Source organism: Vibrio sp. Hal054, from assembly GCF_037162405.1.
GTDB classification, from domain to species: Bacteria; Pseudomonadota; Gammaproteobacteria; order Enterobacterales; family Vibrionaceae; genus Vibrio; species Vibrio diazotrophicus.
Window position 1 is genome coordinate 3,007,690 of record NZ_JARLUT010000001.1, and the last position, 25,397, is coordinate 3,033,086.

The following is a 25,397-nucleotide window of genomic DNA, read 5'->3' on the forward strand; positions in this document are numbered from 1 at the left end:
ATACTGACTTCAAAACTGCTCTTACTCGAAAGCAAGAAGTAATTTTAAAGCTATTACCATTCCAACAGAATGGTAATGAATTGACTGTGCCAAGACCGAAGTCTTGATTGGTCACTCAGTTCATTGAAACCTAAGTTGCTTTGTTACAAGAACAAAGACTTAACTTTGATTTTCATCAACGAGTGCCCACACAGATTGATAGGTTTAAATTGTTAAAGAGCTTTGCTTTGCAGAAACTTTCTTCTCAAAGCGGAGGTGCATTCTAGCTAGATAACTGTCAGTGTCAAACACTTTTTCAATTTTTCTTTTTTAGAAGTCTTATCCTCTACCAACACCTGCTGAAGCCTTGCGACGTCTGCCGTGTCAGTGAGGCGGCATTATAGGGAGGAATTAAAACCGCGCAAGTGCTTTTTTAAAAAAATTGAAAAAACAGCTCATTCGTTTAAGAAAGCAGCAAAAATAACAAAAAGAGGGCTTTTAGCCCTCTTTTTTATCTCGAATTGAGTAAGTTTTTATATAAAAGCGTATGCATCCGCAAACATCTTTTCACTCAACGCTTGTTTATTTTGCGTAAATTGTTCTCTCGCAGCACCAGCCATTTCAAAGCGTCCGGCAATATAGATATCAAAATCTGCCAAAGAATCGAAATCAGAGCTTATTGCTTGCAGCACATTACCTACTTTTCCTTGCCAGTTTGTGCCAGCTTCTTCAACTACTGGAATAAAATGAACATTTTCATGTTTCGCAGCTACTTGCTCTAATTCAGTCAAAGCATAAAGTTGGCTTTCGTCACGAGCCCCCCAATATAAATAGATAGGATTAGCTTTATTTTGGGCGATGCAGTGATCCAAGATTGAACGAACGTAGCTAAAACCAGTGCCACCAGCAATAAGCAATATCGGGCTTTTACTCTCTTCTCTAACCCATGCATCTCCATGTGGTGCATCAATTTCAACTTCAAGTTGCTTCTCTAAAGCTTCACGCATCAGTTGAACAACTTCAATTGCGTAAGCATTATGCTCCGCAGCACCAATGTGCAACTCAAGCTCGCCCTCGTGACGACAAGGACTACTCGCGATTGAAAAAGGACGCTTATCTTTCTCGCCCATCACCACCATTAAGTACTGACCAGCTTTAAAAGTGACTGGCTGTTCAGGATGGAGCAATATTTGATATGTGTTACTGGCTAAAGACTGTATCGACTTTACTTTACATTTAATGGTCATATTTATCCTTCTTACTTACTCTTCAAAAGTAAGTACCAAATGACTTTCTGCTATAGCTTGGCAAGGGAATATCCATCCTTCAGCTTGCTCTTTCTCTGTAAGCATAGGCTCTAGATGGTAAGTTACATCACCTTCCACTTTACGGCACAGGCATGCAGCACATGCCCCCACTTGGCAACGATGAGGAAATGGAATCTGTTGGTTGAGCGCAGCCTCCAATATCGTTTGCCCTTGTTCAACTTCAAACTGAAGCTCGCTTGGCAGCAAACGTACAGTAAAAGTCATAGAATTCCTAGTTCATCCCAGAGGGCATCGATTTTCGCTACCAACTTAGGATCTTTATGAATTGGTGTTCCCCACTCCCGAGATACTTCACCCTCAAATTTATTGGTTGCGTCTAAACCTAATTTTGACACAGTTCCATTTGTAGCAGGAATGACGTAGGTATCTCGAGCAGGGTCCATTCTTGTTGTGATAGCCCAGATAATATCATTCCAATCTCGGGCATTCACATCATCATCGCACAATACAACGAACTTAGCGTCCGTGTACTCTGCCAAAAATGTCCACACTGATTCCAACAGAGTTTTTGACTCACCGGCAGCATATTTACGCATTGAAACTATGGCGATGCGATTTTCAGTTGTCGGCGGGAAATAGATATCTTCAACTTGCGGATAACGTCGTTTGAACTCTTCAATATCCGCACTCTTTATTTCGTGCGAAGGTCGAGCTTCGACTTTAGGCGTCATCGCAAGTTCCGCATCCCATTTAATCGTTGCATCTAAGCCCATCTTGGAACCTAAACCAGCCACAGGAGAAGCAAAATCCAACGAATCGATTGGCGTATTCTCTATCATTAATGTATCGCGTGCCGGATCCATATGTTCACACATGGCTTGGGTCACGGAATTCCAGTCTCGAGCATTTACGCTTTCATCAAGCACAACCACATATTTGGTGTACATGAACTGACGTAAGAAAGACCATACACCCATCATGACTCGCTTAGCATGACCTGGGTATTGCTTTTTCATTGTCACTACAGCCATACGGTAAGAACAACCTTCGGGCGGTAAGTAGAAGTCTACGATTTCAGGAAACTGCTTTTGAAGAATAGGCACAAAGACTTCATTAAGCGCAACACCTAGAACTGCAGGTTCATCTGGCGGACGACCAGTATAAGTACTGTGGTAAATAGGCTCATTACGCATAGTAATGTGAGTCACAGTGAAGACATGATGTCTTTCTACTTCATTATAGTAACCCGTGTGATCACCATAAGGGCCTTCGTCCGCGTACTCATTCGGGTCAATGTAACCTTCCAGTACTATTTCAGCACTGGCTGGCACCTCCAAATCATTGCTGATTGATTTAACCACTTCGGTTTTGCTGCCTCGTAGTAAACCTGCGAAAGCATATTCGGATAGCGTATCCGGCACTGGGGTAACAGCACCTAAGATAGTGGCAGGATCAGCACCAAAAGCGACCGAAACAGGGAAGTTCTTTCCTGGATTTGCTTCCATCCACTCTCTAAGGTCAAGCGCTCCGCCACGATGAGCTAACCAGCGCATAATAACTTTATTCTTCGCGATCTTTTGTTGACGATAGATGCCCAGATTCTGGCGTTTTTTATTTGGGCCTCTAGTGATGGTCAAGCCCCAAGTTAAAAGAGGAGCAACATCATCAGCCCAACAACTCATCACCGGAATTTTATCTAAATCAACATCCTCTCCCTGCCAAATTATGTCCTGACACGGTGCTTTACGCAGCTTTTTGGCTGGCATGTTCAGAACTTGCTTGAAGACTGGAAGTTTATCCAGAGCATCACGAAACCCACGAGGCGGCTCGGGCTCTTTCAGATATGCCAACAGTTTTCCAACTTCACGTAAATCCTGAACGTTTTCACGTCCCATCCCTATGGCAACACGCTCTGGCGTACCAAATAGGTTCGTCAGTACAGGAACATCGTAACCAATAGGGTTTTCAAACAGCAAAGCCGGACCAGCTTGACGTAGTGTTCGGTCACTGATTTCCGTCATTTCATAATGCGGATCAATGGGATGAGAAATACGTTTGAGTTGTCCGTGTGCTTCGAGATGGTCTAAGAAATCACGTAAGTTTTTAAAGCTCATATCTGCTCTATGAATGATTAAACTGCACGCAGTATAACAAAAAACACTTTGCTATCGATTTCTCTTTTCTAAAAAGTGTTGCGCTTTTGTAGAGAGATTGTTCCGGGGATGATGAACGATTATTGCTGAGAAAGAACCTGTAAGATCGCTTGGCTTTCAACACGACGATTACTGTTCAAAAGTTCTTTCAGCCAAGATTGATATCCTTGTTCCACAAGCGCTTGAGCCACAATGGGGGCATCTGAAGAATTTTCTAAGCGTTTCACCAAAAACTGCTTCACTTGATCAGAAAAAGGTTTCGGTATTTTGACTAAATACTGCAATGCGTAGGTCGCCAGTCTTGGATTGTCTGCGGCTAACATGATTTGATTAATGGCAAAATCATCAGCGACATTTGCTAAACGCTCAAGCTCTTGCTCGACATAAAAATCCGCGCGCATCAACCACAACAACTTATATAGCTGAAGGTCACCAGTTACTTGTGCCATTTTGACCATCACACTAGAAGACGGCAACCAAACAACGACATTAACCTGAGTAAGTTGTTGAACGAGATCGTGCTTAACTTTCGAAGACAAATTATCGAATTCACTCAGCAGCAAATTTTCTCGCTCCTGTACTAAATAGTCAGGCCCGGACAACCATTCATCCAGTATCAACTCACCACTTTCGGCTTTTAGGATGAAGTTAAGCACGCTCTGTTCTTGCTTCCATTGCTTTGTTAAGCGGTGAGCAATAGCAATGTAGTCAAATGCTGGGACGGAGAATTCATACCCTTCCCCTTTCTCCAATACTTGATAAACAGGAACGATGTTTTTTTGCTTTTCCACAAAATGGAACAAGTTCTCAGACAGGGCGACTTGCTGTTGTTCTAAGTGCTGCAGTAATAGAAAACGAGCGGCTTCCTGCTGCGGCAACGATATACGTTCTACAGCAAATGAAAGGGCATCAATATCGTCTTTTATCGCCAAGTCGACCAGTTCTGAGACCTTCTGCTGTAGCAGATGATCTTCCAGGAACTTTTGCTGACTTGCTGATGAAACCTCAACAGCAGAAGCAGGTGTCCAAGCAAATAAAAGAGAGAGGAATAAACTAAACAACAGTCCTTGTTGCATATTAACCTCCTGTTAACATTCCTCATAATTGTCGTGCGGTAATGAAAAGAATGCAAACAAAAACACCACCCAATGGGTGGTGCTTCAAAATAATCAATGTTTATTCATTACTGACGGCGCATTGCGTCAAAGAATTCATCATTGGTTTTGGTCATTGCCAGCTTGTCAATGAGGAATTCCATTGCGTCACTTTCGCCCATAGGGTGAACAATCTTACGCAGAATCCACATTTTTTGCAGCTCATCAGGCTTAGTTAATAACTCTTCACGACGAGTACCAGAACGGTTGAAGTCAATTGCAGGGAAAACGCGTTTTTCTGCAATCTTACGGTTCAAGTGCAGTTCCATGTTACCTGTACCTTTGAACTCTTCGTAAATCACTTCATCCATCTTAGAACCAGTATCAACTAGCGCTGTCGCAATGATAGTTAAGCTACCACCTTCTTCTACATTACGTGCTGCACCGAAGAAACGTTTTGGACGGTGCAGTGCGTTAGCGTCCACACCACCGGTAAGAACTTTACCTGATGAAGGGATTACTGTGTTGTATGCACGCGCTAGACGGGTGATAGAGTCAAGAAGGATAACAACGTCCTTCTTGTGTTCAACAAGACGTTTTGCTTTTTCAATAACCATTTCTGCAACTTGAACGTGGCGAGACGCTGGCTCATCAAACGTTGAAGCTATCACTTCACCTTTTACAAGGCGTTGCATCTCTGTTACTTCTTCAGGACGTTCGTCAATAAGAAGTACCATCAATTCACATTCTGGGTGGTTATTAGCAATACTTTGGGCGATATTTTGTAGCAACATAGTTTTACCCGCTTTTGGCGGAGCTACAATCAGACCACGTTGACCTTTACCGATAGGAGAAGCAAGATCAAGAACACGTGCTGTAATGTCTTCAGTCGAGCCATTACCACGCTCCATTACCATACGCTCATTGGCGTGTAGCGGAGTTAAGTTCTCAAATAGGATTTTGTTACGTGCGTTATCAGGTTTGTCGTGGTTAACAGTGTTCACTTTCAATAGTGCAAAGTAACGTTCACCTTCTTTTGGCGGGCGAATTTTCCCGGCAATCGAATCACCTGTACGTAGGTTGAAACGACGAATTTGGCTTGGAGATACGTAGATATCATCTGGGCCAGCAAGGTAGGAACTGTCCGCGCTGCGCAAGAAACCAAAACCGTCTTGAAGAATTTCCAAAACACCGTCGCCGAAGATATCTTCACCGCTCTTCGCGTGCGCTTTTAAGATGGCAAAAATAATGTCTTGTTTTCTCAGGCGCGCAAGGTTTTCTAAGCCTAGGCTCTCACCAAGTTTGACAAGATCAGATACGGGTCTGTTCTTCAGTTCTGTTAGATTCATTGTGGTGGATACTTGTTTAGTCAAAATAGGATCTATTTTCTAGTTAAGATGGATTTGGTCTCAGGATTGACCAAGAAGTGAACACTTGTTTAATTTACGTGCGATAAACTAGCACTAAATATTAGCCTAGTCTAGAAATTGTTTTTTACAAAAACAAAACCGTACATATTTCTATGTACGGTAAAGTTATGGCGAATTATAGGTTTGCGTCCAAGAACTCTTTTAGTTGAGTTTTAGACAGCGCGCCTACCTTTGTCGCTGCTACGCTGCCATCTTTAAATAGCAATAGCGTAGGAATACCACGAATACCGAACTTAGGTGGTGTACCTGCGTTGTGGTCGATATTCAATTTACCGATAGTGAGTTTACCTTCGTATTCTTCTGCGATTTCATCAAGAATAGGAGCAATCATCTTACAAGGACCACACCATTCTGCCCAAAAATCAACTAGAACAGGACCTGCAGCTTTGATTACATCGTTCTCGAAACCATCATCAGATAGCTGCAAAATTTTATCACTCATCTTCCACTCCAATGTGCTTTTTTCTGCACTGATTATTAACAATCATTAGACTGATTATCGACTAACCAGTAAATAGATGCCCTATTGGAATGTATTTACTTCCGTATTGCAAGTGGAAGCTGATATTCTATAGCAATGAAAAAGACACATATCACAGAGCAAAAATTCGCCGACTTGGATTTACATCCCCAAGTAATTGAAGGATTGGAAAAAAAGGGTTCGAATTCTGTACCCCTATCCAAGCGTTGGCGTTGCCGGTACTGCTCACCGGCCAAGACATTGCAGGCCAGGCCCAAACGGGAACTGGTAAAACCATCGCGTTTCTCGCTGCGACTTTTAACCATTTGCTAAAAACACCCGAAATTGAAGGACGTAAAGTCACTCAGCCTCGTGCAATTATTATGGCTCCGACGCGTGAACTCGCGATTCAGATCTTTAATGATGCAGACTCGCTTGTGGCGAGTACCGGTCTTAAAGCTGCACTGGCTTATGGTGGCGAAAGCTACGATAAACAGCTAGGTAAACTTCAAGAAGGCGTGGATATCTTGATTGGCACAACAGGCCGTATCATCGATTTCTACAAGCAACGCGTTTTCAATTTGAACAACATTCAAGCTGTGGTTCTGGATGAAGCAGACCGTATGTTTGATTTGGGTTTCATTAAAGACATCCGTTTCTTATTCCGCCGTATGCCTGAACCGAAAGATCGTTTGAACATGCTGTTCTCTGCGACCTTATCTTACCGCGTTCAAGAATTGGCATTTGAACACATGCACAACCCAGAGCACGTGGTGGTAGAGCCTGAACAGAAAACAGGTCACCGTATTAAAGAAGAGTTGTTCTACCCTTCTAATGAACACAAAATGGCACTTCTACAAACTTTGGTTGAGGAAGATTGGCCGGATCGCGCCATTATTTTTGCAAACACTAAACACCGTTGTGAAAACATCTGGGGGGCTCTTGCCGCCGATGGTCATCGTGTAGGCTTACTAACAGGTGATGTTCCACAGAAAAAACGTGAACGCATTTTAGAACAGTTTACTCAAGGTGAAGTAGATATTCTGGTTGCTACAGATGTGGCAGCGCGTGGTCTACACATCCCACAAGTAACACACGTATTTAACTACGATCTACCAGATGATTGTGAAGATTACGTTCACCGTATTGGCCGTACTGGTCGTGCAGGTGCAAGTGGTCACTCAATTTCATTTGCATGTGAAGAGTATGCGATCAACCTGACTGCAATTGAAGAATACACTGGGCACTCTATTCCTGTGTCTGATTACGATCCATCCGCACTACTGACGAATTTGCCGAAACCTTTAACGTTACGCTCATCGTCACCACAGCGCCGCACGAATACAGGCGGTTCTCGCAACGGAAATCGTAAGCCACAAAGACGCCCTCGCGCGCCACAAAAGCCAAAGGATTCGTAATTCATCTATGAGCCAAACTGTTTCTTCACCGTTATATGCCGCGATTGATTTAGGCTCTAACAGCTTCCATATGCTGGTAGTGCGCCACGTCGACGGTAGCGTTCAAACCATGGCTAAGATTAAGCGTAAAGTGCGTCTTGCCGCCGGTTTAGATGACAATAACGCGTTAAGTCATGAAGCCATGCAACGCGGTTGGGATTGTTTAAGTTTGTTTGCTGAACGCTTACAAGACATCCCACACGAGAATATTCGTATCGTAGGTACTGCAACATTGCGTACAGCGACGAACATCAATGATTTCCTAGTGAAAGCGAATGAAATTCTAGGACATTCGATTGAAGTCATCTCAGGTGAAGAAGAAGCTGCCACTATCTATAAAGGTGTCGCTCACACCTCCGGAGGCGTTGGGCGTCGATTAGTGGTAGATATTGGCGGAGCCAGTACCGAAGTGATTATCGGTGAGGGCTTTGAAGCAAAAGCGTTAACCAGCTTAAAGATGGGATGTGTGACTTGGCTTGAACGTCATTTTAAAGACCGCCAGCTCAACAGCACCAACTTTAACAACGCAATAGATGCAGCGAAAAAACGCTTAGCTCCCGTGTTAGAACAATATACCCAGTTAGGCTGGGATGTGTGTGTGGGAGCAAGCGGCACTGTTCAAGCTCTGCAAGAGATCATGTTGGCTCAGGGGATGGACGAAGTCATCACTTTGGCAAAGTTAAATCGCCTCAAAAAGCAGGCAATGCAGTCTGATCATCTTGAAGAGCTTGAAATTGAAGGTCTAACTCTAGAGAGGGCGTTAGTCTTCCCTAGTGGTTTATCGATTCTGATCGCTATTTTCGAATCGTTGAACATTGAATCTATGACCCTAGCTGGCGGCGCTTTGCGTGAAGGCCTGGTCTACGACATGATGGATAACTTGCGCCAAGACGACATTCGTTCGCGCACGATTCACAGTGTCCAGATTCGCTATCAGATAGACCAATGCTACGCACAGCAAGTTTCTGATCTTGCCAGCAAACTGCTTACTCAGTGTGGTGGGCAAGATTGGATTTCTGAACCACAAGCAGAGATGCTTCTGCTTACTGCTGCGCAGTTACATGAAATTGGTCTCTCTATCGATTTTAAAAAAGGCGGTGAGCATAACGCTTACCTGTTACAGAATCTTGATTTACCCGGGTTCACTCGTGCACAGAAGCACTTACTTGCTGAATTGACAAGACGCTACCGTGAACAATTAACAAGCTTGCCTGAACAACATGCGTTGTCCGTAACCAGCAGTAAGCGAGTATTACGCCTATTACGTTTAGCTGTACTTCTGAGTCACCGTCGCTGCGTAGAGTTAGAACCGAATATAATTCTCACTGCCGAAGATGACGAATTGACGTTATCTATCGACAAACAGTGGCTACAAGCAAATCCATTAACCCGCGCGGAACTTGAACTTGAAGCAAACCGTCAAACAGATATGGGTTGGCCGTTGAACATTCAAGCGAATGACTAAACGAACAATAGCTTTACCGTAATACGCTCAAATATTAAGAAGCCCTCAAATGAGGGCTATCTTTTATCCAATACGATTCAATAGAGCTCTTAACTTCAACGGTTTAACGGGTTTGGCCATAAAGCTAAAGCCGTTAGATTTAATGCCATCCAGAATATCCGGACTGCGGTCGGCACTGATGATCACCCCTTCAAAGCAATCACCTAGACGCAATCGGCACTGCTGAAGCACTTCTAATCCGGTACGTCCATTATCAAGGCGGTAATCAGAGAAAATCACATCAGGGATCCATTGGTTATCAAGAGCCTTCATACTCTGCTTGATGTCTAGCGCCGTTTTTACCTCACATCCCCAGCGTTCCAACAAGGTCTGCATGCCCACTAAAATGTCTTGTTCGTTATCCACACACAACACACGCAAATGCGCCAAATCATGCACCGCTTCCAATACCGCTGCTTTTTGCGGAACCACCTCATGTGGCTCAGCTTTATCCAAAGTAAGCGAGAACACACTGCCTTGATCCGGCCAAGAACGCATTGAGATTTCATGGCCTAACACAAACGCAATCCCTTTCGAAATCGCTAATCCTAATCCTAAACCTTGGTCTGAACGTACTTGACTGCCTCGGTTAAATTCTTCGAAAATCTCTTGTTGTTTATCTTGTTCTATACCGATGCCGTTGTCCCAGACATCGATACGCACCCTACCAGCGACTCTTCTTACACCTAATACAACCTTGCCTTTCGGGTTGTAGCGAAAAGCATTGGTTAAGAAATTTTGAATAACTCTACGCAACAGCTTAGGATCAGAGTGAACATACAGCGAGGAAGACACCGTGCTAAAATTGACCCCTTGTTGATGTGCCAGCGCTTCGAATTCCGCTTTCAAGTTGGAAAGCACATCATTCACCTTGAAGCTCTGCAAATGCACTTCAAGTTTTCCAGACTCCAAACGAGAAATATCGAGTAAGTCACCAATCAAATCTTCAGCTGCACTGAGCGCACTTTCAATATGACGAGACAAACGCTTCGACTCTTCTTCCTGAGCAACCTCCGAAAGTGAAGATGCAAATAATCTTGCCGCATTAAGCGGCTGCATCAAATCGTGACTTACCGCAGCTAAAAATCGCGATTTAGATTGAGATTCTTGCTCAGAACGCTGTGTGGCGGAAACGAGTTTTTTGTTCAGTGTTTCCAGCTCGCGAGTCCGCTCTAGTACTCTTTCTTCAAGATTTTCATTCGCTTCTTTCAGTGTCCGCTCTGCATCTCGGAACACAGTGATATCGGTAAAGCTCATAACGAAACCACCACCGGGCATTGGGTTTCCTTGTACTTCAATCACTCGGCCATCAGGGCGAATACGCGAAGAGGTATGGCGAGTCCCTTGCTCTAAGTGATAGACCCTACGACGTACATGTTCTTCAGGATCGCCCGGCCCACACAAACCTTGTTGCGCATTATGACGAATGACATCGGCTATCGGTCTTCCGACTTGTATCAGACCCGGAGGAAAATCAAACAGTTCTAGATAGCGTTGGTTCCAAGCCACCAGCCGAAGTTGTTTATCGACTACCGCAATGCCCTGTCCAATATGTTCTATCGCCCCTTGCAACAAGCCGCGGGTGAAGTCATAAAGTTCAGAGGCTTCATCAACGATGGTTGCCACCTCTTCCAACTGCATATTTCGACCTTGCAAAGCAGAAGTAAGCACTAACTTGGCAGACGAAGCGCCAAACACACCAGCAAGTACACGTTCCGTATGACGAATCAATGTTGCTGGCGCTTGCTGATTGGGCATAAGCGTTTCACGTTGCTGATCCCAATACTGACCAAATGCCGCGCGCACTCTTTGTCGTCCAACAAATCGCGATGCCAGCATTTCAAGCTCGGCGACGGTTACACGGCTTTGATACAAACTGATGTTTTCGTTTTCCGGCAACGGTGTGCCAACGAAAGATGCCGACTGTAATCGCTCACTTAAACTTGAGCGTGTCGCGATTGAAATCACCACATAGCAGATACTGTTCAGAGTAACGCTCAGCAACATACCCCAGTCGGAATTTTCTAACCCCATGTTGCCAAGGAACTGAGGTGGCGTGATCACCCACAACAGCACGTTACTTTCATGGTCGCCCGCCAGCATATTGGTTGCACTCATCAGAGTGATCAGCCACAAGGTGAAACCCACCAATAAACCGACATAAACCCCTTTGCGGTTTCCTTCTCGCCAGTACATGCCACCAATGAGTGCAGGAGCAAACTGAGTAATGGCAGAGAAAGACAAAAAGCCAATTGCAGACAGCGAAGGAATAGTATCCAAAACCAGATAGAATCCCCACGCCCCCATCAATAACAACAAGATCAAAGTGCGACGAATAATGACCAGAAGACCTGAAAAGTGACGATGATTTCGTTGTGACAAACGCATGCGACGCAGCAGTAAAGGCATCACCAGATCATTGGACGCCATAATCGCTAATGCGATAGTCGAGACAATCACCATTCCAGAAGCAGCGGAAGTGCCACCAAGGAACGCCAGCAAAGCAATATCATTCGCACCTACAGCAACAGGGACACTAATAACAAAAGTATCCGGTGATGTGCCGCTCAATAAACTCTGCCCCACCCATGCAATCGGCAGAACGAATATTCCCATCAGAATCAAATAAGAAGGGAAAAGCCAACGCGCAGTGTGCAGGTCTTGCGCACGCTCGTTTTCTACCACCATGGTATGGAACTGACGAGGCAAGCAGATGATGGCTATCATGGTTAAAACGGTGTGGATAATTAACGTTGGCCAGTTCGGAGCCTGATAGGTTTCTCGCGCCACATCCAACAACGCGACATCTTGTTCTCGTAATGCAAGATAGAGGATGAACATTCCCACGACCAGAAACGCAACCAGCTTGACGATCGATTCAAAAGCAATCGCCATCATCATGCCTCGGTGGTGTTCGGTATTATCAATATGGCGGGTACCAAACAGCATGGTAAACAGCGCTAATGCCAGAACCACAAACCAAGAAACATTGTCATCCTGATAACCAAAATGCGTACCCAGATCAGGAGCAATGATATTCAGTCCCATGGTAATACCGCGCAGCTGCAACGCGATATACGGCAGTATGCCAGCAACCGCAATCAGAGTGACGGCAACCGCTAAGCCCTGCGATTTCCCATAACGTGCGGCAATAAAGTCAGCAATTGAAGTGATGTGTTCCCGTTTCGCAATCAGGATCAGACGAGCTAATATGCGCCAGCCAAACGTAAAGACGATAATTGGGGCGATATAAATCGGTAAAAATGACCACGGGTTCTCACTAGCTTGCCCCACCGTGCCATAAAAGGTCCATGAGGTGCAGTAAACCGCAATCGATAGGCTGTATATCCAAGGTCGCCATTTCGCCAACCAACGAGTTTGACGATCGCCATACCATGCGATAAGAAACAGCACGCCTAAATAAGCGAGTGAGACTGGAACCACCAACCAACCCTGCATCCGACTTCCCTATTCCCTGTGAAATCTTTGAATGTTCTAAAGCCGCCAGTGCGGCTTATAAAGAAATAAAGCTTCTCCAATAGCTTAGGAGAAGCTTTATTAAACAGGTATGGGATTTTATCTCAATCTGATTGGGTTAATTTTGTGCTTCAGGCTCCGCTTTATGAACTGAAACATCGTTAACTTGTGATTGAAGTAATTCGACTTTCACAAACAAAGCAAGTAAGCCCATCAACGCCATTCCCCAGAACACACCTGCGCCCCAGCTTTCGTAGCCCCAGCCGCTCAGCGTCGTCATCATTGCAATCACTGCGCCAAGAGGGATCGCGTTATACAGCGCCTGAAGTGCAACCATTTTATGTTGCGGTGCGTGCTGAATGTATTTAATCGTCGCGATATGAGCCAAAGCAAAAGTCACCCCATGTAAGGATTGAATCGCCACCAATGCCACTAATGCCGTTGTTGATGCTGTTAACCCCCAGCGTACAATGACCCCTAACGCAGATATGATAAACAGGGTGCGGATATTCCAGTTGGAAAACACTCGCTTGCTGATAGCAAACACCAGAATTTCGGAAACAACCCCTAAGCTCCACAAGTAACCAATGATATCTTCTGAATGACCGGCCGCACGCCAGTGGATAGAACTAAAGCTGTAATACGCCGCATGGCTACCTTGGATCAGAGCGACCAAAAGCAAAAACTTAATCACTGGCCATTCACGAAGTAATTCCGTTAGCTTAGGACGAATTTTATGTTCGTGACTTTCTGTAACAGGCATAACCTTAGGATTGCGCAGACTGATCAACAAGGTGACAAGTGTGCCGAACAGTGCGGTGTAAACGATCATGTCTGAACCATAAAGCACAATCAGATACCCCACCACAGTAGAGCCTGCGATAAAGGCGATCGAGCCCCAGAGACGAGTGCGTCCATAATCGAGCATATTGCGCTTGGCATAGTGGTTAGCAACAGAATCCGACAACGGTAATACTGGGCCACACATCATATTGAAAAGAACCGTCGCCAAAGCTAGTAGCCAAAAACTACCACCAGTGAAAAAGTGAAAAGCGGTAAATAACATCAGTGCGAATGTCACCCAGCGAAGTGCTGGCAGAAGATGTTCCACTTTATGAATACGAGGTGTAATAACCAAGTTTGCGACACAACGTGTTGCAAAACCAATCCCCACTAACACACCGATGTCACTGGCAGACACACCCTGCCCTTCAAACCATAGCGCCCAAAACGGTAGATATACGCCGTAAGCAAAGAAGAAACCGAAAAAGTATTGAGAGATCCATCCGTAGGGAGAGGGCTTAAACATTAGTTATCCTAAACAACATGAGAAAAATAAACGCGCCCATTATGCAACGAGTCACGTCCACGAAAAAGGGAACTTTGTTAAACGAACTGTTTCCCCTATCACAACTTTCATCAGGTGAAAAATGGCGTCATTAGACCAAAGTCGTCTGGAGGGCTGAGGGAAATTTGTCACACTTACCCTAGATACCTCTCACTGACGAACTTTTGTGATGCCCAATTCAATAAGCATTTCAGCAAAGTAAAAAGTGAATGAGCCCCCATGAACACAGAGAATTAATTGCAGATAAACTATCTGCCTGTATTAAAGTTCAGTGTGATTGGGGCAAATGAACGCAGCGAATGTAGCGGCAGCTTCAAGTAGGAAGGGTATATGCCTGATAAATTCAACATGCAATCTCCACCCTTTGATCGTTTAACCTCTGATCAACAGAAAAAACTTCGCGCCTCATTAGATGTGGCTTATTACCGACAAGGCGCCCCCTACTAAAAAGCGGTCAAACCAGCACCCATTTACACGTCCTTATTAAGGGAACGGTAGAAGAACGCTCCACATCTGGAAAAGAAATATTCGCTCATTACGCTAACGACGACATGTTCGATGTGCGCGCCTTATTTGAAGAACATACCCGCCACCAGTACATTGCGTTAGAAGATACGCTGTCTTACCTGATCCCAAGAGAAATCTTTCTTTCCCTCTATTCTGAAAATGGGCAATTTGCCGCTTACTTCGATAACAACCTAGCCAAAAGACAAGAGCTAATTGAGGCGGCACAGCAACAGAAAAACATCGCTGAATTCATCCTGACCAAGGTCGACAACTCTATTTACTCTCCTCCAATGATTGTCACTCCGGAACAATCATTGAAAGCGGTCACTATGCAGATGAAAGAAAACGGTGTCGATGCCGCACTGGTTGAACTGGCTGAATCCGATATTCGCTTAATTGACTCTACTCATCATCCGTATGCCATCGTCACCCGAACCAATATGCTGCATGCTGTGATGTTGGAGAACCATCCGCTTGATACACCAGTAGGAAAAATAGCGACATTCCCTGTCATGCATGTCGATGAAGGAGATTTTCTGTTTAATGCCATGGTGATGATGACCCGTAATCGAGTCAAACGCGTGATGGTGTGCGATGGCAACAATGCCATTGGTATGTTGGATATGACACAGATCCTCAGTACCTTCTCTACCCACTCGCATGTACTGACACTAGCAATAGCCCGAGCCTCCAGCGTTGAAGAACTGGCCTTAGCATCCAATAAACAAATAGAGTTGATCGAAAGCTTGCTCAGCCGAGGCGTTCGCACCCGATTTATCATGGAGTTGATTGCTGCCGTCAACGAACAAATTATTGAGAAAGCGTTCGAACTTGTGGTGCCACCAGCGTTGCATGACCACTGTTGTTTTATCGTGTTGGGGTCGGAAGGACGCGGAGAACAAATACTAAAGACCGATCAGGACAACGCTTTAATTATCAAGGATGGGTTGGAATGGCATCAATGTGAAAACGTCATGCAGGAGCTGACCCACACCTTGTTGCAGCTTGGCTATCCTCTATGTCCCGGCAAAGTGATGGTGAATAACCCTAAATGGGTTAAAAGCCAGTCACAGTGGAAAAAAATGCTCAGCAGTTGGGTCAATGCCGCTAAGCCTGAACAAGTGATGGATATTGCCATCATGGCTGATGCTCATGCGATTGCAGGTAATAAGTCCTTGCTCGCTCCTATAAAGTCACATTTGAGTCACCTGATGGCCGATCAGGAACTGATTCTTACCGAATTTACCCGTCCGGCGCTGAATTTTTCCGTTCCGCTCACTTTGTTCGGTAACGTGAAGAATTCAAAAACAGGTTTGGATATCAAGCAAGGTGGCATATTCCCTATCGTTCACGGCATTCGCGCCTTGAGTTTAGAGCACATGATTGAAGTGAATAACACCTTCGACCGAATCAGTGAACTGGTAAATCGCCGTGTACTAGAGAAACAGACTGGCGATAACCTAAGCGAAGCGCTGAAGCAGTTTTTCAAATTGCGTCTCGCACAGCAATTAACTCATCCACCGGGTTCAGATGTAAAAGGCAGCAATAACATCGACATTAACTTGCTTGATCGTACTGAGCGAGACTTGCTGAGACATAGCCTGCATGTCGTGAAGAAGTTTAAACAGTGGCTTGGCTATCATTACCAAATAAGAGACTAGGCAAATCAGAGATAAACGGGCAGTACTATGAATTGGATAAGTCGCCGCTATTGGCACCATAAGCTTAAAGGATCTCATTATCAGTCACTGTTTGAACCAAGCAGTGGCAATGAGTATGTCTCGCTCGACTGTGAGACCACCAGCCTAGACCCAAACAGAGCGGAACTGGTGACCATCGCGGCAACCAAAATTATTGATAATCGCATTATCACTAGTCAACCTTTCGAAGTGAGGTTAAGGGCACCGCAGTCCCTTGATTCCAGTTCAGTCCGTATTCACCGTATGCGTCATCAAGACTTAATTGACGGTATTTCAGAAAAAGAAGCGCTCATTCAACTCATCGCCTTTATTGGTAACCGCCCTCTGGTTGGCTATCACATCCGTTATGACAAAAAGATCTTGGATATTGCTTGTCGTAAACAGCTTGGTTTTCCGCTGCCAAACGAACTGATTGAAGTCAGTCAGATTTATCACGATAAACTTGAGCGCCATCTGCCTAACGCTTATATCGATTTGAGTTTGGATGCTATTTGCAAACATCTCGGTCTGCCACAACAAGACAAACACGATGCACTGCAAGATGCCATCTCAGCCGCTTTGGTTTATGTACGCCTAACTCATGGAGACTTACCGACTTTCACCTCGTCCTATCACTAAAGTCTGATTTGTGGGTCATTTCCCTTTTCAAACAAACGCCTAATCAAACAAAAATCCGTTTTATTCCGCCTTAAACAAACCGCATTTATCCTAAAGTCTAATTGTGAAACTTCCCCTTGTGACTAAGAGTTATAGCTATAACGATATTCCTTGCTGGGTGTTTTAAACGCCATCAAGGTAATCGCCGTATTCACAAGGAGAATTTGTAATGAGTGAAGCCCACATTTATCCGGTAAAAGAAAATATTAAATCTCACACGCATGCGGATAATGACACTTACCTAGCCATGTACCAGCAGTCAGTTTCCGATCCTGAAGGGTTCTGGAGCGAACACGGTAAGATTGTGGATTGGATTAAGCCATTCACTAAAGTGAAACAGACTTCTTTCGACACAGGACACGTCGACATTCGCTGGTTTGAAGATGGCACACTAAACGTTTCTGCTAACTGTATCGATCGCCATCTTGCTGAACGTGGTGATGACGTTGCCATCATTTGGGAAGGTGACAACCCAGAGGAAGAGACGACTCTTACCTTTAAGCAATTGCATGAGCAAGTTTGTCGCTTCTCAAACGCAATGAAAGAGCAAGGCGTTCGCAAAGGCGATGTGGTGTGTCTATACATGCCAATGGTTCCAGAAGCAGCGATTGCAATGCTGGCTTGTACACGTATTGGTGCCGTTCATACCGTAGTATTTGGCGGCTTCTCTCCAGAAGCTCTGTCAGGCCGCATTATCGACTCTAACGCGAAACTGGTCATCACTGCCGATGAAGGTGTTCGCGGTGGCCGCGCAGTTCCTCTGAAGAAAAACGTCGACGAAGCACTGACTAACCCTGAAATCAAAAACATCAGCAAAGTCATTGTGTTTAAACGAACTGGAGGTGATGTTGCATGGCATGAGCATCGCGATGTTTGGTGGCATGAAGCAACCGCAAAAGTATCCTCTGACTGTCCTCCTGAAGAGATGAAAGCGGAGGATCCTCTATTCATACTTTACACCTCAGGTTCAACAGGTAAACCAAAAGGCGTACTGCACACCACGGGTGGCTACCTTGTTTACGCGACCATGACGTTTAAATACGTGTTCGACTACCAACCAGGTGAAACTTTCTGGTGTACTGCCGATGTGGGCTGGATTACGGGTCATACTTATCTGATTTACGGACCGCTGGCGAACGGAGCGAAAACCATTCTGTTTGAAGGTGTGCCAAACTACCCTGATACAAACCGTATGAGCCAAGTCGTCGACAAGCATCAAGTCAATATCCTTTACACAGCACCAACGGCTATACGTGCTCTAATGGCAAAAGGCGATGAAGCGGTAAAAGATACTCATCGTAATAGCCTTCGCATCATGGGCTCAGTGGGTGAACCTATCAACCCAGAAGCTTGGGAGTGGTACTACAAAACCATCGGTAATGAGAAGTCTCCAATTGTCGATACTTGGTGGCAGACAGAAACTGGCGGTATTTTGATTACGCCACTTCCGGGCGCAACAGACTTGAAACCGGGCTCAGCGACTCGTCCATTCTTCGGGGTGCAACCAGCGCTAGTTGATAACATGGGTGAAATCGTGGACGGTGCAGCTGAAGGTAACCTAGTCATTCTTGACTCTTGGCCGGGTCAAATGCGTACCGTGTATGGTGACCACGAACGTTTTGAGCAAACCTACTTCTCTACCTTTAAAGGCATGTACTTTACTGGTGACGGTGCTCGCCGTGATGAAGACGGTTATTACTGGATCACAGGTCGTGTGGATGACGTACTCAACGTATCCGGTCACCGCATGGGTACGGCTGAGATCGAATCGGCTCTAGTCGCATTCGAGAAAATTGCTGAAGCAGCTGTTGTAGGTGTACCTCACGACATTAAAGGCCAAGCAATTTACGCTTACATCACGCTCAATGATGGTGTGTATCCAACGGCGGAACTGCACAAAGAAGTGAAAGACTGGGTGCGTAAAGAGATTGGCCCTATCGCAACACCAGATGTGCTGCACTGGACAGATGCGCTACCGAAAACACGTTCAGGTAAAATCATGCGTCGTATTCTACGTAAGATTGCAACTGGCGATACCGGAAACTTGGGTGATACCTCTACCCTAGCGGATCCAAGCGTTGTCGATAAACTGATCGCAGAGAAAGCCGAACTGGTGTAACCAACCACATAGCAAAAGTCTAAAAGTAGAAAGCCCCAATTCATTGGGGCTTTTCTTTGTCTCGACATCAATATTTGTCTCAATATTAGTCTCGCCAACTTCACTCAATTAGTTAAATTGGTAGGTATATGACGCAATAACACGTTTATCGGCTTCATCTAAGTAAGTGTTGTTGTCCATCAGAAAACTCATCAAGCTGAATGAGTGGTTCTTATTTGCCAGATAGCTAACGCCACCACCAAGGAAGTATCCTTTGTAGTTTTCACCTTCATCGTTTTCAGAACCATAAGTGCCCGCAGCAAAGCCCATTAATGTCACTTCTTGAGATAGTGGTTTCAAACCAAAAGCACCGACATAGCCACTACTACCTGCAGAGTCAGCCATATAAAAGCCATTTTCAGCACTTGGCGTACCCACGAAGTTTACGTCTGAACATGCACTAGCGCTGTTACCATCACAACGAGGAGACTCACCATCGTTGTAGGTGTAACCCGCCATTGGGAACAACTGAAGACCCAAAGGTTCAATACCAAATAAACTCATAGGAATAAAGGTACCCACACTATAATTCGTTTGTGTTGCTCCGTTAGTGTATTCATTCTTACCAAAGTTAAAGTTCAAGATACCAACTGGAAATAACCAAGAGCCACCCACACGCCATTCACTCGCATCTGAATTAAGTCGAACATTAATCTTTCTCGCAGGATCAAACGCTAATGAACCGGAAAGAGAGACGTTTGAGTCATCGAAATCATAGTTATTCGCATAAGACACTCCCACTTTGGTTACTACCTTGGTTGGGTCATCGGCTAACTTAGATTCATTATCTTTAATATCTGAGCTCGGTGCTGCTTGCACTGCACTAGCGAAAACTAACGTTGCTATCGATATAAATGGGGCTGTTTTCATTTTTAAATACCTTCATTGAGAAGAAATGCTTGATGCAGGAGTCTGCCCCCTTCAATCAAATTCGCTCTTCTACTAGACCACTGACTTGAGTGTAAGAACACTTTTTAAAGCCGAATTCATAAACTATAGTTTCTGATTGAGTCTTGAATATCAGATTAATAACAATATTCTGAATTTTCAGACAAATCTGATATTGGCTTGCTCATAAAAGAATGAAAGGCTTATGGATCGGCCTACTGTGTGCTGTTCCTTCCATTTCATCTATACTTAAAAGCCAAATAAAAGTGATAAGACCAGTAATTTGCTGCCATTTGCTGTGAATTAGCTATAATCTTGGTCAATTTGAAAATTTCTACGAATTTTTGACAAAAAATAGTGTCGAATACGAGAAGATTCTCAAGAATCTCCGATTCGCTCCACATTAGAGGAAGATAACGACACAATGGCTGCCAAATCACGCATTCTTGTCCTAAACGGCCCCAACCTAAACCTTTTAGGTTTACGTGAGCCGACACATTATGGTTCTAACACCTTAGAACACATTGTCACGACGTTGCGTGAAAATGCAGAAAAAGCAGGCGTTGAGTTGGAACATCTTCAATCTAATCGCGAATATGAGTTGATAGAAGCTATTCATCAGGCTCATGGAAATGTGGATTTCATTATTATCAACCCAGCAGCATTTACGCACACAAGTGTCGCTATTCGTGACGCTTTGCTCGGCGTTGCCATTCCGTTTATCGAAGTGCATTTGTCGAACGTGCATGCTCGTGAGCCATTCCGCCATCACTCTTACTTGTCCGATAAGGCACAAGGAGTAATTTGTGGTCTGGGCGCACAAGGTTATGAATTTGCTTTATCTGCAGCAATCAAAGCTCTGCAGGCAAAGTAACCAAACACTCTGCAGTCCTAACGGATTGTCTTACTCAACAAGATAAAAGAGAAAAGAAACAATGGATATTCGTAAAATCAAGAAGCTAATCGAGTTAGTTGAAGAATCAGGCATCGCTGAATTAGAAATTTCAGAAGGCGAAGAGTCGGTACGAATCAGTCGTCACGGTGTTGCTGCGCCAGCACCAATTCACTATGCGGCACCAGCTCCTGTAGCTGCACCTGCACCAGTCGCGGCACCTGCTCCTGCAGCACCAGCGGCATCAGCAGAGCCAAGTGCGCCAGCAGGTCATAGCGTTCTTTCTCCAATGGTTGGTACGTTCTACCGCTCTCCAAGTCCAGATTCAAAACCATTCATCGAAGTGGGTCAAAAAGTGTCTGTTGGCGATACTCTATGTATCGTTGAAGCGATGAAAATGATGAACCAAATCGAATCAGACAAATCTGGTGTTGTTACTGCGATCCTACTTGAAGACGGTCAACCTGTTGAATTCGACCAACCACTTGTTGTTATCGAATAATAGAGGCCTTTTCTATGTTAGATAAAGTAGTCATCGCGAACCGAGGTGAAATTGCACTTCGTATTCTTCGCGCATGTAAAGAATTAGGGATCAAAACGGTTGCTGTTCACTCAACAGCAGACCGCGATCTAAAACATGTATTGCTAGCAGATGAGTCTATCTGTATCGGTCCAGCGTCAAGCATGGAAAGTTACCTAAACATTCCACGCATCATTTCTGCTGCAGAAGTGACAGGTGCTGTTGCGATTCATCCAGGATACGGCTTCCTATCTGAGAACGCAGACTTTGCTGAACAAGTAGAGAAAAGCGGCTTTATTTTCGTTGGCCCTAGAGCAGAAACCATTCGCCTAATGGGTGACAAAGTTTCAGCAATCAACTCAATGAAAAAAGCTGGCGTACCTTGTGTTCCGGGTTCTGACGGTCCTTTGGACAATGACGAAGCGAAAAACAAAGCTCACGCTAAACGCATTGGTTACCCAGTCATCATTAAAGCGTCTGGCGGCGGCGGCGGTCGTGGTATGCGTGTTGTTCGCTCTGAAGCAGAACTCGTTAACGCGATCAGCATGACTCGTGCAGAAGCAAAAGCGGCCTTCAACAACGACATGGTTTACATGGAAAAATTCCTAGAAAACCCTCGCCACGTTGAAGTTCAGGTGCTTGCTGATGGTCAAGGTGGCGCAATCCACTTAGGTGAACGTGACTGTTCAATGCAGCGTCGTCACCAGAAAGTTGTTGAAGAAGCTCCGGCTCCAGGTATCACTGAAGAGATGCGTAAGTACATCGGTGAACGTTGTACTCGTGCATGTATCGAAATCGGCTACCGCGGTGCTGGTACATTCGAATTCCTATACGAAAATGGTGAGTTCTACTTCATCGAAATGAACACGCGTATTCAGGTTGAACACCCAGTAACAGAAATGGTAACTGGCGTAGACTTGATTAAAGAGCAACTTCGTATTGCGGCTGGTCAACCTCTGTCATTTACTCAAAGTGACATCAAGATCCGCGGCCATGCAGTTGAGTGTCGTATCAATGCTGAAGACCCAGTACGCTTCCTGCCAAGCCCAGGTAAGATTACTCGTCTACACACTCCGGGTGGTATGGGCGTTCGTTGGGAATCGCACATTTACTCTGGTTACACAGTTCCACCGTACTACGATTCAATGATCGGTAAACTGATCACTTTCGGTGAGAACCGTGATGTAGCAATCGCACGTATGCGTAACGCGCTGAACGAAATGATTGTAGAAGGCATCAAGACAAACGTACCTCTACAACAAGACATCATGAAGGATGAGAACTTCCAACATGGTGGCGCGAACATTCACTACCTAGAGAAAAAACTGGGTATGAATAAGTCTTAATAGACAAATTGAAAGAAATGCCCACTTCGGTGGGCATTTTTATTTCTGTGATTTTTTCTTTTGTGGCTTTTTTTGTGATGGCCGTCATTAACGAACAAAGTTGCAGCAGCATCAGTGCGAGAGTAAACTCTGCGCCAACATAAAGTACGAAGAGAGCAATAACATGCCTTGGATTCAAATTAAGCTTAACGCGACCAATGAAAACGCCGAACAAATTAGCGATATGCTAATGGAAGAGACTGGCGCGTTATCCGTCACTTTCCTAGATGCAAAAGATACCCCTGTATTCGAACCTTTACCGGGTGAAACTCGCTTATGGGGTGATACAGACGTATTAGCTCTCTACGACGCTGAAGTTGATACAGCGCTTATCATCAGCCAAATTCGCGACAGCCAGCTTCTTCCTGAAGGCTTTGCACATAAAGTTGAACAGATTGAAGATAAAGACTGGGAACGTGAATGGATGGATAACTTTCACCCAATGAAGTTCGGTGAACGCTTATGGATTTGTCCAAGCTGGCGTGATGTTCCTGATCCAAGCGCTGTCAACGTGATGCTCGATCCGGGTCTTGCATTCGGTACGGGTACTCACCCAACCACAGCACTGTGTCTTGAATGGCTTGAGTCCCTCGATTTAAGCGGTAAAACCGTCATCGATTTCGGTTGTGGCTCTGGCATCCTAGCTATTGCAGCTATCAAACTCGGCGCAGCAAAAGTTATCGGCATCGATATCGATCCTCAGGCACTACTCGCTTCTAAAGACAATGCTGGCCGTAACGGCGTTGAAGACCAAATCGAAGTCTATCTGCCGCAAGACCAACCTAAAGGTTTGGTTGCTGATGTGGTTGTCGCCAATATTCTTGCTGGCCCTCTACGCGAACTTTCTGGCGTCATCAAAGGGCTTATGAAACCAAATGGTCTGTTAGCAATGTCTGGCGTGCTAGATACTCAAGCCGAAGACGTCGCCAACTACTACCGAGATGAACTGCGTGTTGACCCTATTGTGGAGCTCAATGAGTGGTGCAGAATCTCTGGACAGAAATTAAGCTAAAGATAAGTTATCTGCTTAATTGATTGAAAATTGGACTATTTACAAAAACAATTTGTAAATGCTCAAATATTAGTCTTTTCACGCAGTAAAAAAATGCGTAAAATGCGCGCCCTTGCTGGTACTAAGCTGTGAAGACGTTTTGAAGATCGGAAATTATCAACTTAAGAACAATCTTATCGTTGCTCCTATGGCAGGTGTCACTGATAGACCTTTTCGTGAGTTGTGTCTTCAATATGGTGCAGGAATGGCCGTCAGTGAAATGATGTCTTCCAACCCTGCACTGTGGAATACCGATAAATCAAAAAACCGTATGGTACATGAAGGCGAATCGGGCATTCGTTCGGTACAAATTGCGGGAAGTGATCCACAGCTTATGGCTGATGCGGCTCAATTCAGTGTTGAAAACGGTGCGCAAATCATCGACATCAACATGGGCTGCCCAGCGAAAAAAGTGAATAAGAAGCTAGCCGGCTCTGCACTACTTCGTTTTCCTGATCTTATAGAAGAGATTTTAAAAACGGTGGTAGATGCGGTGAATGTCCCAGTGACACTCAAAACCCGTACTGGCTGGGATACAGACAATAAAAACTGTGTCTACATCGCTCAATTAGCCGAAAACTGCGGCATACAGGCATTAGCACTCCACGGGAGAACGCGAGCTTGTATGTACAAAGGTGAGGCCGAATACGACAGCATTAAAGCGGCGAAAGAGGCAATCAGTATTCCGGTTATCGCTAACGGTGATATCGATTCTCCGGAGAAAGCCAAATATGTGCTTGAGTACACAGGCGCTGACGCTTTAATGATTGGACGTCCTGCCCAAGGTCGTCCGTGGATTTTCCAGGAAATCCGACACTATTTGGAAAACGGCACCACAATGCCCGACCTTCCTCTTGAGGAAGTGAAAAGTATTATGCTTGGTCATGTGACAGCTCTACATGGTTTCTATGGAGAGTATTTAGGGCCACGAATCGCGCGTAAGCACGTGGGTTGGTACTTAAAAGAACATGAAGAAGCGAGTGAGTTTCGCCGTACCTTCAACGCCATAGAGGCAGCCTCGCTGCAATTGGAAGCGCTTGAAGGTTATTTTGATAACGTTGCATCATAATTAAGAGAAGAGCTAGACCGAATATGTTCGAACAAAATCTGACTTCAGAAGCTTTAACAGTAACTACAGTAACTTCACAAGACCAAATCACGCAAAAGCCACTACGTGATTCCGTTAAAGCATCTCTTAAAAACTATCTTGCTCAGTTAAATGGCCAAGAAGTAACAGAACTATACGAGTTAGTTCTAGCGGAAGTTGAACAGCCACTATTAGATACGATCATGCAGTACACTCGCGGTAACCAAACTCGCGCAGCAACTATGATGGGTATCAACCGCGGCACTCTTCGTAAGAAACTTAAAAAATACGGCATGAACTAATAAAAAGTGCTAACTAATTGAATTTAAAAAGCTCAGCTAGAAATAGTTGAGCTTTTTTATTGGTTCATTATCAAATCCTT

General features: G+C 44.8%; 18 protein-coding genes and 2 pseudogenes. 11 read left to right on the forward strand and 9 right to left on the reverse strand.

The features are described 5' to 3' along the window. Positions 1-512: 512 nt before the first annotated feature. The 6 genes from fre to trxA form a co-directional block, all read right to left on the reverse strand. On the reverse strand, positions 513-1,226 hold the full coding sequence (gene fre / locus P4S58_RS14045) for an NAD(P)H-flavin reductase (RefSeq protein WP_042489941.1): 714 nt from the start codon (positions 1,224-1,226) through the stop codon (positions 513-515). A gap of 15 nt (positions 1,227-1,241) precedes the next feature. After that, positions 1,242-1,511, reverse strand: a complete 270-nt coding sequence (locus tag P4S58_RS14050; protein WP_337164308.1) for a 2Fe-2S iron-sulfur cluster-binding protein — start codon at positions 1,509-1,511, stop codon at positions 1,242-1,244. After that, the gene (ubiD, locus tag P4S58_RS14055) at positions 1,508-3,361 is read right to left on the reverse strand and encodes a 4-hydroxy-3-polyprenylbenzoate decarboxylase (RefSeq protein ID WP_337164309.1); all 1,854 of its coding nucleotides are present in this window, start codon (positions 3,359-3,361) and stop codon (positions 1,508-1,510) included. Before ubiD ends, P4S58_RS14050 begins: the two co-directional genes overlap by 4 nt. Positions 3,362-3,480: 119 nt before the next feature. Further along, entirely contained in the window at positions 3,481-4,476 is a 996-nt protein-coding gene (locus tag P4S58_RS14060; protein WP_337164310.1) for a hypothetical protein, read from the reverse strand. A gap of 107 nt (positions 4,477-4,583) precedes the next feature. Beyond that, the gene (gene rho / locus P4S58_RS14065; RefSeq protein WP_042489934.1) at positions 4,584-5,843 is read right to left on the reverse strand and encodes a transcription termination factor Rho; all 1,260 of its coding nucleotides are present in this window, start codon (positions 5,841-5,843) and stop codon (positions 4,584-4,586) included. 196 nt (positions 5,844-6,039) lie between these two features. Further along, the gene (gene trxA, locus P4S58_RS14070) at positions 6,040-6,366 is read right to left on the reverse strand and encodes a thioredoxin TrxA (RefSeq protein WP_042489933.1); all 327 of its coding nucleotides are present in this window, start codon (positions 6,364-6,366) and stop codon (positions 6,040-6,042) included. 135 nt (positions 6,367-6,501) lie between these two features. Between trxA and rhlB the strand changes: the two are divergent. Both rhlB and gppA read left to right on the forward strand, forming a co-directional pair. Further along, positions 6,502-7,802: pseudogene (gene rhlB, locus P4S58_RS14075) on the forward strand (ATP-dependent RNA helicase RhlB). A gap of 7 nt (positions 7,803-7,809) precedes the next feature. Further along, positions 7,810-9,306 (forward strand): guanosine-5'-triphosphate,3'-diphosphate diphosphatase, encoded by a 1,497-nt coding sequence (gene gppA, locus P4S58_RS14080; protein WP_102955082.1) that lies wholly within the window; start codon positions 7,810-7,812, stop codon positions 9,304-9,306. Positions 9,307-9,369: 63 nt separating this feature from the next. Here the strand turns inward: gppA and P4S58_RS14085 are convergent, their stop codons facing one another. Beyond that, on the reverse strand, positions 9,370-12,804 hold the full coding sequence (locus P4S58_RS14085) for a hybrid sensor histidine kinase/response regulator (RefSeq protein WP_102986604.1): 3,435 nt from the start codon (positions 12,802-12,804) through the stop codon (positions 9,370-9,372). A 136-nt stretch (positions 12,805-12,940) separates the two neighbouring features. After that, positions 12,941-14,131 carry a 3-phenylpropionate MFS transporter gene (locus P4S58_RS14090; RefSeq protein ID WP_042489927.1) on the reverse strand — a complete coding sequence of 397 codons (1,191 nt, stop codon included), beginning with the start codon at positions 14,129-14,131 and terminating at the stop codon, positions 12,941-12,943. 369 nt (positions 14,132-14,500) lie between these two features. Between P4S58_RS14090 and P4S58_RS14095 the strand changes: the two are divergent. The 3 genes and pseudogenes from P4S58_RS14095 to acs all read left to right on the forward strand — a co-directional run bounded on the left by P4S58_RS14095 (position 14,501) and on the right by acs (position 19,153). Beyond that, positions 14,501-16,338: pseudogene (locus P4S58_RS14095) on the forward strand (DUF294 nucleotidyltransferase-like domain-containing protein). A gap of 27 nt (positions 16,339-16,365) precedes the next feature. After that, complete coding sequence (locus tag P4S58_RS14100) at positions 16,366-16,995, forward strand: 3'-5' exonuclease (RefSeq protein WP_337164312.1); 630 nt, start codon at positions 16,366-16,368, stop codon at positions 16,993-16,995. Positions 16,996-17,203: 208 nt separating this feature from the next. Continuing rightward, positions 17,204-19,153 carry an acetate--CoA ligase gene (gene acs / locus P4S58_RS14105; RefSeq protein ID WP_337164313.1) on the forward strand — a complete coding sequence of 650 codons (1,950 nt, stop codon included), beginning with the start codon at positions 17,204-17,206 and terminating at the stop codon, positions 19,151-19,153. A 108-nt stretch (positions 19,154-19,261) separates the two neighbouring features. On the opposite strand, the gene P4S58_RS14110 is transcribed toward acs, so the two are convergent. Beyond that, on the reverse strand, positions 19,262-20,062 hold the full coding sequence (locus tag P4S58_RS14110) for a hypothetical protein (protein WP_337164314.1): 801 nt from the start codon (positions 20,060-20,062) through the stop codon (positions 19,262-19,264). Positions 20,063-20,504: 442 nt separating this feature from the next. Here P4S58_RS14110 and aroQ point away from each other — a divergent pair, with 442 nt between their 5' ends. The 6 genes from aroQ to fis all read left to right on the forward strand — a co-directional run bounded on the left by aroQ (position 20,505) and on the right by fis (position 25,317). Further along, positions 20,505-20,954: a type II 3-dehydroquinate dehydratase gene (aroQ, locus tag P4S58_RS14115; RefSeq protein ID WP_102962930.1), complete on the forward strand. Its 450-nt coding sequence runs from the start codon at positions 20,505-20,507 to the stop codon at positions 20,952-20,954. 61 nt (positions 20,955-21,015) lie between these two features. Further along, positions 21,016-21,474: an acetyl-CoA carboxylase biotin carboxyl carrier protein gene (accB, locus tag P4S58_RS14120; RefSeq protein ID WP_102955090.1), complete on the forward strand. Its 459-nt coding sequence runs from the start codon at positions 21,016-21,018 to the stop codon at positions 21,472-21,474. A gap of 14 nt (positions 21,475-21,488) precedes the next feature. Next, positions 21,489-22,838 carry an acetyl-CoA carboxylase biotin carboxylase subunit gene (gene accC, locus P4S58_RS14125; protein ID WP_102955091.1) on the forward strand — a complete coding sequence of 450 codons (1,350 nt, stop codon included), beginning with the start codon at positions 21,489-21,491 and terminating at the stop codon, positions 22,836-22,838. Positions 22,839-23,001: 163 nt separating this feature from the next. Beyond that, complete coding sequence (gene prmA, locus P4S58_RS14130) at positions 23,002-23,889, forward strand: 50S ribosomal protein L11 methyltransferase (RefSeq protein WP_337164315.1); 888 nt, start codon at positions 23,002-23,004, stop codon at positions 23,887-23,889. A 139-nt stretch (positions 23,890-24,028) separates the two neighbouring features. After that, the gene (dusB, locus tag P4S58_RS14135) at positions 24,029-24,997 is read left to right on the forward strand and encodes a tRNA dihydrouridine synthase DusB (protein ID WP_180980130.1); all 969 of its coding nucleotides are present in this window, start codon (positions 24,029-24,031) and stop codon (positions 24,995-24,997) included. A 23-nt stretch (positions 24,998-25,020) separates the two neighbouring features. After that, positions 25,021-25,317 (forward strand): DNA-binding transcriptional regulator Fis, encoded by a 297-nt coding sequence (gene fis / locus P4S58_RS14140; RefSeq protein ID WP_000462885.1) that lies wholly within the window; start codon positions 25,021-25,023, stop codon positions 25,315-25,317. The last annotated feature ends 80 nt before the right edge of the window (positions 25,318-25,397 follow it).

What these genes read in the sequence shown, in the direction of transcription:
- P4S58_RS14085 (WP_102986604.1), bottom strand. Translation starts at nt 12,804, where the DNA reads ATGCAGGGTTGGTTGGTGGTTCCAGTCTCACTCGCTTATTTAGGCGTG.
- P4S58_RS14090 (WP_042489927.1), bottom strand. Translation starts at nt 14,131, where the DNA reads ATGTTTAAGCCCTCTCCCTACGGATGGATCTCTCAATACTTTTTCGGT.
- fis (WP_000462885.1), top strand. Translation starts at nt 25,021, where the DNA reads ATGTTCGAACAAAATCTGACTTCAGAAGCTTTAACAGTAACTACAGTA.
- P4S58_RS14100 (WP_337164312.1), top strand. Translation starts at nt 16,366, where the DNA reads ATGAATTGGATAAGTCGCCGCTATTGGCACCATAAGCTTAAAGGATCT.
- accB (WP_102955090.1), top strand. Translation starts at nt 21,016, where the DNA reads ATGGATATTCGTAAAATCAAGAAGCTAATCGAGTTAGTTGAAGAATCA.
- trxA (WP_042489933.1), bottom strand. Translation starts at nt 6,366, where the DNA reads ATGAGTGATAAAATTTTGCAGCTATCTGATGATGGTTTCGAGAACGAT.
- acs (WP_337164313.1), top strand. Translation starts at nt 17,204, where the DNA reads ATGAGTGAAGCCCACATTTATCCGGTAAAAGAAAATATTAAATCTCAC.
- ubiD (WP_337164309.1), bottom strand. Translation starts at nt 3,361, where the DNA reads ATGAGCTTTAAAAACTTACGTGATTTCTTAGACCATCTCGAAGCACAC.
- P4S58_RS14060 (WP_337164310.1), bottom strand. Translation starts at nt 4,476, where the DNA reads ATGCAACAAGGACTGTTGTTTAGTTTATTCCTCTCTCTTTTATTTGCT.
- accC (WP_102955091.1), top strand. Translation starts at nt 21,489, where the DNA reads ATGTTAGATAAAGTAGTCATCGCGAACCGAGGTGAAATTGCACTTCGT.
- gppA (WP_102955082.1), top strand. Translation starts at nt 7,810, where the DNA reads ATGAGCCAAACTGTTTCTTCACCGTTATATGCCGCGATTGATTTAGGC.
- P4S58_RS14110 (WP_337164314.1), bottom strand. Translation starts at nt 20,062, where the DNA reads ATGAAAACAGCCCCATTTATATCGATAGCAACGTTAGTTTTCGCTAGT.
- rho (WP_042489934.1), bottom strand. Translation starts at nt 5,843, where the DNA reads ATGAATCTAACAGAACTGAAGAACAGACCCGTATCTGATCTTGTCAAA.
- fre (WP_042489941.1), bottom strand. Translation starts at nt 1,226, where the DNA reads ATGACCATTAAATGTAAAGTAAAGTCGATACAGTCTTTAGCCAGTAAC.
- prmA (WP_337164315.1), top strand. Translation starts at nt 23,002, where the DNA reads ATGCCTTGGATTCAAATTAAGCTTAACGCGACCAATGAAAACGCCGAA.
- P4S58_RS14050 (WP_337164308.1), bottom strand. Translation starts at nt 1,511, where the DNA reads ATGACTTTTACTGTACGTTTGCTGCCAAGCGAGCTTCAGTTTGAAGTT.
- aroQ (WP_102962930.1), top strand. Translation starts at nt 20,505, where the DNA reads ATGGCTGCCAAATCACGCATTCTTGTCCTAAACGGCCCCAACCTAAAC.